Origin of the sequence: Holospora elegans E1 (genome assembly GCF_000648275.1) — a bacterium.
Lineage (GTDB): Bacteria > Pseudomonadota > Alphaproteobacteria > Holosporales > Holosporaceae > Holospora > Holospora undulata_A.
This window is the reverse complement of sequence record NZ_BAUP01000099.1, coordinates 1-12,145: the sequence shown is the minus strand read 5'-3', so window position 1 is coordinate 12,145 and position 12,145 is coordinate 1. Positions and strand designations below refer to the sequence as shown.

Below are 12,145 nucleotides of genomic sequence, written 5' to 3'. Positions count from 1 at the left end.
AACTTATTGAGCTTTAAATCTGGACATTTTTATAAGTCTAAAGACTTTCTTTATCTAAATTTATAAAAAATCATAAAAAAGGGTCCGTTATAAAAATTTTCCGCCTAAAAATCTATCATGCAACAGCACCATTATTGTAACAAAAAAATCACACCTAATTCAACCTAAATTACTATAGCTATCACCATTTTATTCACGATATCTTTATCTTGAAGACAAAAGTTCTCTAAAGAGATACATTGCAAAATTAACGGCGGTATCATTTATGCACTAAAAAACAAAGACATTTAGAAAAAATCCTGTTGGCAGAAACAAAAACTCCAAGCTGAAGTTTATGGAGCAATGTTTCGTGAGCACACCTATTTATAAAGATCTGGAAACATAAATACTTGTGAATAATTGAGCACATGATTCATTCAAAAATGGCGCTCAATTTATTTATATTAAAAAAAAATAGTATTTATAATGCAGTACTAAAAATTATTTTTTTCTTTTTTTTTATTACTTTGTTCTATTTGTTTCTTGATTTTTTCAATCTTACTTTTTATTCCTTTAATAATTTTAAGAGTATCTTGTGTTGAATCGTTTTCTTTTTGAACAGAAGGAGTACTGGATGATAAATTCTTTTCAGAATATTCCCCTTTCACACTGTACACCACCCCAGTATAAAGGCAGGCAAGCAACACGAGATTAAAAAGATTAAACATCATTATTTCCATTTATGTTTTACATATAAAATATACCAAACAAATTTTAATTATTGATTAATTATAATATAATTTATAAATGCAAACTACCTGAAAGAAATAAACGAGGTGATAAATAGAACAATTACCGCTTCTAATCGCCCTAATAGCATTGTAAATATTCCAACCCACTGCTCTATAACAGAAAAATCCTGAACATAAGGACTAATACAATAAACGCCACCTCCGGAATTTGTAATTAATCCAAAAGTTAACAAACATGCTATTTTGGGAGAGCGCCCTAAAAAAGAAAACAACAACGATACTCCAAAACACCCCATAGAATAAATAAATATACTGGTCATAAGTAGAATGATATCTTCTTGCTGAACTACTTTTCCGTTGTATTTTAATGCAATGAACCGCTTTGGATGAAATATTTTTAAAAGCTTATTTTTACTAATTCGGTACATTAATTGGAATCTAAATATCTTAAATCCTCCTGCACTTGAACCACTGCACCCCCCCAACAAAACCAACCCTAAACACCATAAAGACGATAAATTATTTAAAGACGGGGCACACACAAATCCCGTTGAGGTAGTACAAGATACCGCACTAAACATATGATCAAAAGTTAAACAACGATTTGTACACATTACTAAAAAACTGACACAAAACAAAAGAAAATATCCTCGAATTTGATCGTCTTGTAGCGCTTTTTTCACGGAATAAATTCTTTGAAATATTTTGATGAAAGGGATGGCTCCCAGTATCATTCCTATCGTCAAAATAAATTTTTCATAAAAATTTAGCACTGTAAGAGGATAATAACTGGCCTGAATCCCCCCAGTAGAAATGCAAGACATACTGTAATGAAGACAGGTCTGAAAAGATAATCTTCTTCCAATCCAAAGCCCTGCCGTTAACACAAGTGTTAATCCAAGATATAAAAAAATGATGTGCAAAGCCATAGTACGGGTTCTTGGAGTTGTTTTTTCAAAGCTCTGAGAAAATTCGTTTAATAAAATAAAGTTAGAATTAAGTTTTAGTGCCGGAACAAGGGCAAAACTTAGAAGAACTATACCAATTCCTCCCATCCACTGAATAAAAACACACCAAAACTCTATCATAAAAGGCATTGGAGCTTTGGAAGAAACCAAAGATACCCCGGTTGTAGTTAAACAAGAAATCCCTTCAAATAATGCTGCAGAAAATCCCTGTTTAGGAGCGTGAACATAGATAGGAATACTAACGATAACCGAAACTATTCCCCAAAAAAATAAAGTTATTAATGCTTTATCTCCAGTGCTAACAAAAGAAATACGAGGACAGGGAAACGCAAAAGTTCCAAGCACTCCTAAAAATAAACACCCCAAACCACATACTGCAAAAATTTCTAATATCTGATTGCTGGTATGCAGATAGGAAAATAGAACCATAAAAAAGAAACATAAAGATAAAAGGATTAAAACCCAGCTAACAGAAGATAAAATCCACAACGTTTTTTCATAAGCGTTCCAGGGGATATGATAGTTAGCTGCCCGTTCTATAGCAAAGCTAATGCTTTTAAGATATCTTCGCATACTTTTTTTCCATCTCCAAACACCATATAGGTCTGCGGCAGGTAACACAACGGATTGTCTATACCTGAATATCCAACACTCATAGACCGCTTAACAAAAAGTACTTTTTTTGCTCGGTAGGCTTGAAAGATAGGCATACCATAAATTTCTGATGAACTATCCTGTTCTGCCAAAGGATTCACAGTGTCGTTGGCCCCTACAATTAGCACAACATCCGTTTCAGATAAACGGCGATTTGCTTCTCCTAATTCCACCATATCTTCCAAAGGAACATTAGCTTGCGCTAACAAAATATCCATGTGCCCAGGCATGCGCCCTGCAACCGGATGCATTCCATACTGCACATCACAGTGATTTGCTTTCAATAAAAGTGCTAATTCCTGCAACGCTGTTTGCGCTTGTGCTACCGCGGCACCATACCCAGGAACAATTAAAACGCGCTCTGCAGATTTTAAAAAAAATGCTGCTTCTTGCCCAGAAATAGACTGTACGGGAAGTACTACAGAAATTTTTTCCTCTTTTTTTTTGTGAAAACTTCCCGTAAATACTCGCGTTAAAGAACGATTCATGCCTTGACACATTACTGTAGTCAACACTGCTCCAGAAAATCCCACAATAGACCCTACCACTATAAGTAAAGGTGAACTAGAGTAAATTCCAAGGGAAACGCACGCCCAACCAGAACAAGAATTCAACAAAGAAACTACAAGAGGCATATCTGCCCCAGCCACAGGAAGAATCATCAGTATTCCAAAAATGCTAGAGAGTGTGATGCTTATAATTAACGAAAAAATGGATGGCTCTTGAAAAAACCAAAATGCACTCCCTAAAGCTCCCAACAGCACTACAAGAAAAAGAATGGTAAATACTTTCAAAGAGGGGGTATAACGCACAATATTTTGAAGACGCAAAACAGCAAACACTGAACCCGTAAAGGTAATAGCACCAATAATTCCTCCTGCAAGGATTTCAAAAAAAACAGAAAAAGGAATAGCGCAAGAACTGGAAATGTGAACCTTTGCTAACACAACACTAATACTAGCAGCACCAATTCCCACTAAACTATGAAAAAGAGCCATTAGTTGAGGGAGCTCTGTCATAGGGGTGCGCTTTGCAACCACTGTTCCCAAAATACTTCCTAAAAAAATACAAAACCAAAGGCCTCCATGAAATGCTTTTTCTTTTCCCTCGACATAAGACAAATAATGCAGCCAAAACATTTCTCCTGCATAAGGAATCATGGCGCACATCATTCCAATTTTTCCTATCCAAGCGCAATACTGGGCCCGATTAAACGATGTAAGCATTTCAAATGCCATCAAAATCAATCCCAACGTTAGCGAAACACGCAAAGAAGGAAAAAACGTTGCCCCTCCCAAAAGCGCTCCACACACCATCCCTTTGAAAAATATACGGGGTAAAGGATGAACAAAATTCCACGGGAAAACAAAAAAAGAGTTCACAAACAACCTCTCATAAACAACTAGGATCTATACGTTGAACCTTATCTAACATATATTGTTGATTATTTTTTTATAGTTTACAAGAACTTATTTAGAAGATTTTCGAAAATTCTTCAATAAAAAGAAAGTGACCGTTGAGGGATCGTTACTTCTAGCACTAGTCATTTTTAGAAAAAATATCTTCATAAGCAGTCCATAATGATTCAGGAATCAACGCATCTGCCTGATAGCAAGGATGGTGGATGTGGATACTATCAGGAAATATGCATTCTTTAGGCATAACAAAACGTAAAAAATTCACACTTAGAGCTCTATCTCCTTCTGAAATCCACGTATCCTCTGGTAAAGATTCTGAAAAATATTTTTCATCTTTAAAAGAAACATACAGATACGATCTAAAATTCCAAAGATTTTTTAATTGCTCATAACGTATCTTTGGATCTGAATATTCCCACATAGCCGTAATAGTTAACACATTTGGCTTTGGAATAAGTGGGCTGTACACAGCGATTTCCTCTTCTATCCCATCAAAACGACTTTCTGCCAAAAGCATCTCTTGAATCTGAAACCACACCAACAATTTATGCTCAAAAGTAATGCTGAAATCTGGACCCAACTGAACGCGACGCTGACGCTTAAATTGCATAATTTTATGAATAACTAAACTTCTCTCTTCTTTAAATCCATGAAAAGAAAAATCTTGTACTAAAAGAGGTGTATAAAAAGATTCAAAAAAAGGAATCAAAGAGAACTCCCAAAAGATGGCTTGTCGTTACCTTGGAATGGTACCATCTTTTTTAATAGTATAAAAGAGCTAAAAACATCATTAAGGATTCTTCAAATTTAATACCGATGCAGATTCGTTAGAGATAAAATTAGGCTTACTACTTTTCTTTATTTGTGCTTCTAAATCTCTTTCTTCGGGCTCTCGCAGTACGTACCCTCGCCCCCAGATAGTTTCTACGTAATTTCCCCCACTTGGATGTATATCTGTCAATTTTTTACGAATCTTGCATACAAAAACGTCAATAATTTTTAGTTCGGGTTCATCCATTCCATTATAAATAGCGTTCAAAAAACTAGTTTTTGCCAGAGTAATTCCTTTACGCTTCATTAATAGTTCCAAGATTTTGTACTCAGTTCCAGTCAACCGAACGGGATGACCATCAAAACTGACGGAACAATGATCCAGATTAATCTCTAATTTCCCAACCTGAATGATGGAACACGCATGCCCCTCTGCTCTTCGCGCTAGCGCTTTAATACGTGCAACTAACTCTTCTGGCATAAATGGCTTTGTTAAATAGTCATCTGCTCCAAAACCTAAAGTTCTAACTTTTGCGTCAATTCCTTGTTCTCCAGACAAAATTAACACTGGGGCGTGAGAACATTCTCTTAATTTTTTTAAGAGCTCATATCCATTAATATCGGGCAACAGCAAATCTACCAAGATTACATCATAATGATAAAACCGCGCAATCTGAAGAGCAGGCTCACCTTCTGCACAGATATCTGCAAGTATGGATTGCTCATCCAAAATACTCTTGATAAGATTTGAAGTTTCTTCGTGATCTTCAATAACCAAAACTTTCATTTTCATCTCTCCGGTCCCTATGCTGCTATCCTATAAGAAATATTATTGAAAAAACGTTAAGTAATTTATAAGGCTTTCGGATCAATCTGTCTAATTGATTTAACACAATTTACGTCCTATCATCTTGCAAGCTGGAAGAGAAGATTACAAAAAAAAAGTACTTAATGCAACATAATTTTTGAATAAATTGCTAAAATATTACTGAAAGTATTCTTTTATAACACATCCCTTAAAACTTTGTGTTAAAAAAAGTAAAACGAATACCTTTATATATTTTTATTACCACTAAATTTGTTTGTTTTAAGAATCAAAACTTAAAATAATTAAAATATTAATATTACGGTAATCTAGGAAATTTATCTGTTTTCTTGAATTAACTTATATTAAATTGAAGCAAAAAGAGATTAATTTATTACAAAAAATACTTTAAAAATCCAAAAATGCTTTTTTAAAAATTTCAGATAAAATTAATTTAGTTTAATCTCCTTTAAATTTTTCTATTTCAGAATGACTAAGATAATCAGTTGAACAAAATGAAAAAATTTTTTCACTTCTCGAAATGTAAAGGAAAGCTTTGCTTCCTCTACTTATTTCTTTGTTAATCAAAAATTTAAATATTTTCAGATTACGTATAGTTACAGGTGGATACAAATCATAGGTTCTTTCCCGATACGTTGACGAAAAAGCTGACGAACTTTTTCTTCAATTTTTGGCTTTACTCCATCACTATAGTTAACTGATTTTTCCACATTTTCAGAAACAGGTTTGGAAATATAACATTGCAATACGCGCTTTCGAATTTCTTTACTCCAAACTTCCCGTTCGTGATGTTCAAATAATCCTTCAAAAGAAACAACCACCTGGATTCTATTTCCTTTTCGAACATGACGACTGATAAATACGATTCCTTTTTCTAATAATGAGAACCGCTCACTCATTTCTTTACCATTTTCAGGAATAAGACGATGTTTACCATCCACTATAAGTCTTCCATGAAAAATAAATCCGACCACTTTGGGTTCTTCTTCATCAAGACGTAAAACCATACCATTGCCAATACATATATTATGGGGAACTCCAAGAGATTGCGCCAAATTCGCATGTTCTCGTAAATGACGCGCTTCCCCATGTGTTGGAACGCTAATTTTGGGCCGAATCCATGTATACATCTGTCTGAGCTCTTCCCGGTAGGGATGTCCAGAAACGTGAATTTCTCCCGCCACCTTGCTGGTAATAACATTAACCCCTTTTGCGGTTAAACTATTTTGAAGTGCAAATACGGCCTTTTCATTTCCTGGAATTACTCTGCAAGAAAAAATAACATGATCTCCTTCCCCTAAGGTCAAAAAATGATGGACTCCAGTAGCCATAGCGGTTAACGCTGCTTTTGGCTCTCCTTGGCTGCCCGTGGCGATAATTAACTGCTTTTCTGGAGGAATATTTTCTGCATCTTTGATTTCCAAAAAATGCATATCTGATGAAAAATATCCACAATGAACAGCAGCTTTTGCAATGCGCTGTAAAGAACGACCTGCTAAAATAGGAACTCTACCGGAAGCTTTTGCTGCTAAATAACAACTCGTTAATCGTTCTACATTAGAAGCAAAGCATCCAATTATAACTCTTCCCTGTTTAAGCTCTTTCACACAAGATATCAGACGGTGAGAAACATCTACTTCTGATCCAGAAAATCCTTCTTCAAAAACCGTAGTAGAATCACAAACAATGGCCTTAATGCCTTGATCCCCAATAGACCGCAATGTATGTTCGCAAATGCTATCTCCTACCATGGTTTCTCTGCTGATCTTCCAATCTCCTGTGTGAAAAATTTTTCCTTCTGGAGTCGAAATAAGAATAGCATTTGACTCAGGAATAGAATGAGTCAAGCTTACGTACTTTACTGTTCCAAAATGCTCAATTTCTACTTCTCCCCCCAAAGGAACTTCTTGGATGTCCATTGAAATTTTTGCTTCCATGGCTTTTTGCTGTAAAAGAAATGCGGTAAAGGGGGTGGCATATATGGGAAGTTTAGGTAACAGATTATGCAAATAAGGAAGAGCTCCGATATGATCTTCATGCCCATGAGTTAACACAATGGCCCTTATTTGTTCTGGATTTGTTACTTCTAAAAATGATCGAATATCTGGAATGATTACACGATCAGGGGTGTGAGAAAAACTTACCCCCAAATCTACAATAATCCACTGAGTCAATTCACCAGGAGCTCCATACCCGTAAAGGTTTAAGTTCATTCCAATCTCGTTAGACCCGCCCAGTGGTAAAAAATAAAGTCCCTCTAATTTGTTTAAAGAAAACAAACGGGAAACATCTTTTTCCCTAGAGACAAAGTGCTTGCGTTGCAGCATGTCAAATTCTTGTTATAGAGGAATATCAGCCCCTCTTCTTTACTATTTAGTATACTACATTATATTTTTTTGTCATCCACACTTTTTAAGAAACTTTGAAAAAAGATCTTTTATTGAAGTTTTATAAAATTTTTATTTATTTCTTGTTAAATGTTTTTTAATTGTTTTATTAAAACAAACAAAGATCAACAATACGAATTTAAATAATTAAAATCTAAAAAAATCAATTGATTTTTACTTTTTATTTATCATCTTTTTCCTTCCAAATTAAAAATTTTTTTAGGATAAATGAGTTATCCCTAAAAATCTCAACTTAAGATGCAAAATATGCTAAAGTTAAAGTTAAAAAGAAGTGATAAGTTAATAGAAATAATTTAAAAAAAAATAATTTAATTTCTTCTTCACTAAATTTAAACAACGTTCTTTAAAAAATAAAAAAAACTCCCATTGCATCAATTTTGGGCATAGAGCGTTTTTTTATTTGATTGCCGTACTTTGCCCCCCCATAGTTCTATTTTTTAACTTAAGATGTGCTTAAGATATATAACGCTCATTATTTTTATTTCTATGAAGGGGGGGCTAAACTTCCTGCAAGACTATTAAGGTGACTTTTTTGAATTTCTACCCACTGTATTGATCCCATAATGTCTTCTAAAGCATGAACATATACAGATTGCATATAGGGACTTTTCCCTAAAATTTGTCCCAACTTCTTTCCATTTTTTTCAAATAATACGGGAAGACGCTCCCCTTTTTTACTTAGATTAAAAGCTTGCTGAGTGCGTTGCAATATTTCTTGAAGTTGATGCAGACGACGTTTTTTTATTTCAATAGAAATTTGAGGTTTTAAAGCAGAAGGCGTCCCAGGACGAGCGCTATACATAAATGAGTACGCTTGCGCATACCCAACGCGATCGGCTAACTGACAAGTTTCTTGAAAATCTTCTTCTGTTTCCCCTGGATGTCCTACGATAAAATCTGAAGAAAATGCTATATCTGGGCGAGCTTTTCTGAGCTCTTCTAATATCAACTCATATTCTTGAACAGTGTACTGGCGATTCATTGCCTGAAGAACACGATTTGATCCGGATTGAACGGGAAGATGTAAAAAAGGCATTAATTGTGGAATTTCTTTGTGTGCTTGAATTAAGCAAGGAGTCATTTCTCTTGGATGGGAAGTCATATACCGTAAGCGATGCACTCCTTCTAATTCTGCGCAACGGTACAACAATTCTGAAAATGCTACTTCTTTCCCCAAAGCAGTTTTTGACCGATATGCATTAACATTTTGCCCCAACAATACAAGCTCTTTTGCCCCTTCTTTTAATAAAATACGTGCTTCGTTCAAAATGTCGTCTAACGGCCTTGAATATTCTGCTCCTCTTGTATACGGAACTACACAATAAGTACAAAATTTGTTGCACCCTTCTTGAATAGAAAGAACTGCGCTTACGCCATGAAATCCCCGAGGAACCTTCAGATTATCAAATTTTGAAATTTTCGGAAATCCAGTGCCCAGTATTCCTCGTCCTGGCCCATCTTTCACAGCGTAAAGGCGTTCAACTTTTGCTAATAACTCAGGAATTTTATCGTAAGTCTGAGGACCAACCACAAGATCCACATAAGGAGCACGCTTTAAGATGTTTTTTCCAAGCGCTTGTGCAGAACATCCTGCAACTATAATCACCATGTCTTTTTCGTTTGTCTTACGGAACTCTTTAATCAGACGAACACGCCCTAAATCAGAAAACAGTTTTTCTTCCGCTTTTTCACGAATTTGACAAGTATTAAAAATCACAACATCTGCGTCCATTTGATCTTTTAGGGTATACCCGAGCACTGTGAACATTTCTTCTATACGCTGAGAGTCATACACATTCATCTGGCATCCATATGTCACAATATGTAGAGTTTTATGCATTTTTATCCTTTTCTTTATAGTTCAGATATTATAAAGCTTTTGATAAGGAATTCAAAAATAAAAAATCTTGCATTTTCAAACTTTGTGATATTCCCGCCCTTACAGAGCTTACAGATCGAGCTGCAGAAAGTTTACGAGAACTTCCTGCTGTAAAGGGGGGATGAAAAATAATCACAACCGTCAATGAACGCCACCCCCCACATTTAAATAAATGTGGAAATAAGGCAACATTTCCAATCCAACTTAAGTACCGTCTTACCCAAGACAACGCAGGAAACCCGTTTACTTCTGTATAACAAATTGATATGGGTTGAATTTTAACTTCCGGATGAAGTTCAAAAAATGCATGATAAAAAGGCTCGGTCACAATTCCATTTCCCGTTGTTCCTTCTGCAAATACAAGTACCGCTTTATTTTGTTGGATCGTTTTTTTTATACGGGTTTGGCCATTATGAATGCCTCTGAGTGTTCGTTTGATGAAAATTGTTCCAAATTTCTTAGCAATCCAGCCCACAAGGGGCCAATTTTTAACTTCTTCCTTTGCGATAAAAACGTAAGGGGCTTGTTCTCCCAATAATACTATATCTAGGTAAGATATGTGGTTAGATACAGCAAAAACTCCTTCTTTGCAAATCGAACCGCGTACTACAACTTTATGAACTCCAGCGCAACGACGAATCCCTTTATACAAAATTTTTTTTAAAAGCACTACAAAAGAACAAGACGGAAACAAAAAAGATATTCCTCCTATAACCCCGCCTAATAACAAAAGTAGCCCAACGCCCCCTATGCCAAGTAGTGCAAAAACACGATTTTGTTTGAACCGAAGCACAGAAGACTTAGAACTCATCGTGCCCCATACCCCCCCAGTACCAACCGCCTTGTATCCACAACGACACACGCATCCAAAGAAGAAAAACTTAAATCTTGAAATATACCTTGTCCAACCCACCCGCCTACTTGCAGATACCCTCTTAGTAGAGAAGGTATCTCGCTCCATGCTTTATTGATATTCACTTCTTCTGGTTCTAATATTTTTATTAACGCCGCACTTGAAGATAAAACCTCTGGGCGGATATATTCTGGGGCTCTGTGCGCATAATGCAAATAAGAAAATCCGTGTTGATATTTTTCAGGAATTATCCCCTCAAAGCTGGCACATCCAAATAAATAGCGAATGTTGTGATAAGCAATGTAGTCTGATAACCCCTTCCATAATAAGCGAATAATTCCTTTTGTGCGATAAGCACGATCTACACATGCTCTTCCCAATTCCAAAATATTTTCTTTTGACTCTAATATTTTTTGGATATCAAACTCGTTTTGAGAGTAAAAAGTTCCGCACTGTTCTGCAGCTTTACGAGAGATAAGGCGATAAGTGCCCACAATGCGATGACTAGAAACTTCTTCTACAATAAGATGTTCGCAATACGCATCAAACATATCAACGTCAAGCCCTTCTGATTTCGCATTCATACGTTCTTTATAATACACGGCATAACGTAATTTTTGAGCTTCTAAGATTTCCTCAGGAAGCGTTGTAACACGCACAACAAATGATTCAGACACAAAAAATCCCTATAAAATACACCTTCATTATACCTTGATTGTAAAAAAAGGAAAGGACAAAACACATTCCGCAAAATGGAGTTGTACCCTTTTAATCCTTTTTAAATTTTCTTAAGATCAGAAAATTCTCTAAATCTTGATATCAAAAAGTGCGCTCTTAACAAGCTATTTTAAAAACACTATTTTACCATCAATTGATATCTTTCGTATATTCAAAATTTTGCTATTTAACATCTCAGGTGTTTGACTGCTGAGCCTCTTTAATTTTTTTTCTTAAAATTTCTGTAAAATCTACACTGTTCAGTTGCAATCCGGGAAGCCCGCACTCTAAAGTAACGATTCTAACCCAATGTCTTACAGAAGGCCACAGCATATTGGGGCAATTTACGTACAACAAAAACGGGCGCATATCTTCGTCTTCATTTTTAATAATGAAATAACCGGCATATTTTAGCTCTATTATACATCCGGGCTTTTGATCTTTCATCATTTCTATTCGAAGAACAATAACAACTTGAAAATGCTCCCCTTCTCCTCCAGTCAGGACATCTACTGAAACTCTGGTTTCGGTCTCGTTTCCTTCTTGCTCTGATAACGCAAAAGGAGAAGGACATTCAATAGAACAATCAACAATATGTTGAAAAACAAGTTCTAAAACGGAAGAAGGATCATTCTGCTCAGCAGAAGAAGTTCCGTTTGAAGGAGATGGGATTCCTCCCTGAAAAGGGGGCTCTTGAAAATCTTGGTACATCAGAATATAAACTTATCTGCAATTTTCTCATTGTATCTGATTTTAAAAAAAATAAATAGCGTACGTAAAAAAGATCATTTAAATTTTCGAAGCTTTTAACTAAAGATACTTTTTGTTAAAATCAGCAAAGGATAGCTTTTAAAAGTCTCTAAAAATGATTGCATGTAAAATTTTTGAATGTTCTGATTACTTTAAAAGCGATTTTGTTC

At 35.3% G+C, this 12,145-nt stretch carries 10 protein-coding genes; all 10 read right to left on the bottom strand.

Going from position 1 to position 12,145, the window contains the following annotated elements; genetic code table 11:
* Positions 1 to 473 precede the first annotated feature (473 nt).
* A complete protein-coding gene (locus HE1_RS04060; RefSeq protein ID WP_162480334.1) occupies positions 474 to 710 on the bottom strand; it encodes a hypothetical protein in 237 nt (78 codons plus the stop codon).
* An 83-nt stretch (positions 711 to 793) separates the two neighbouring features.
* Positions 794 to 2,272, bottom strand: coding sequence for a potassium transporter TrkG (locus tag HE1_RS04055; protein WP_006298838.1), 1,479 nt, complete (start codon positions 2,270 to 2,272; stop codon positions 794 to 796).
* Positions 2,236 to 3,735: an NAD(P)(+) transhydrogenase (Re/Si-specific) subunit beta gene (locus HE1_RS04050; protein ID WP_162480332.1), complete on the bottom strand. Its 1,500-nt coding sequence runs from the start codon at positions 3,733 to 3,735 to the stop codon at positions 2,236 to 2,238. Before HE1_RS04050 ends, HE1_RS04055 begins: the two co-directional genes overlap by 37 nt.
* 157 nt (positions 3,736 to 3,892) lie before the next feature.
* On the bottom strand, positions 3,893 to 4,480 hold the full coding sequence (locus HE1_RS06550) for a DUF3501 family protein (protein ID WP_052567338.1): 588 nt from the start codon (positions 4,478 to 4,480) through the stop codon (positions 3,893 to 3,895).
* A gap of 81 nt (positions 4,481 to 4,561) precedes the next feature.
* Positions 4,562 to 5,329, bottom strand: coding sequence for a response regulator transcription factor (locus HE1_RS04040; RefSeq protein ID WP_006298834.1), 768 nt, complete (start codon positions 5,327 to 5,329; stop codon positions 4,562 to 4,564).
* Positions 5,330 to 5,964: 635 nt separating this feature from the next.
* A complete protein-coding gene (locus tag HE1_RS04035; RefSeq protein ID WP_206537237.1) occupies positions 5,965 to 7,581 on the bottom strand; it encodes a ribonuclease J in 1,617 nt (538 codons plus the stop codon).
* A gap of 679 nt (positions 7,582 to 8,260) precedes the next feature.
* Complete coding sequence (gene miaB, locus HE1_RS04025) at positions 8,261 to 9,616, bottom strand: tRNA (N6-isopentenyl adenosine(37)-C2)-methylthiotransferase MiaB (RefSeq protein ID WP_006300566.1); 1,356 nt, start codon at positions 9,614 to 9,616, stop codon at positions 8,261 to 8,263.
* Between the two features lie 28 nt (positions 9,617 to 9,644).
* Positions 9,645 to 10,466 (bottom strand): lysophospholipid acyltransferase family protein, encoded by an 822-nt coding sequence (locus HE1_RS04020; protein WP_006300565.1) that lies wholly within the window; start codon positions 10,464 to 10,466, stop codon positions 9,645 to 9,647.
* Positions 10,463 to 11,185: a GNAT family N-acetyltransferase gene (locus tag HE1_RS04015; protein WP_006300564.1), complete on the bottom strand. Its 723-nt coding sequence runs from the start codon at positions 11,183 to 11,185 to the stop codon at positions 10,463 to 10,465. Before HE1_RS04015 ends, HE1_RS04020 begins: the two co-directional genes overlap by 4 nt.
* A gap of 235 nt (positions 11,186 to 11,420) precedes the next feature.
* A complete protein-coding gene (locus tag HE1_RS04010) occupies positions 11,421 to 11,936 on the bottom strand; it encodes a protein-export chaperone SecB (RefSeq protein ID WP_006300563.1) in 516 nt (171 codons plus the stop codon).
* Positions 11,937 to 12,145 lie beyond the last annotated feature (209 nt).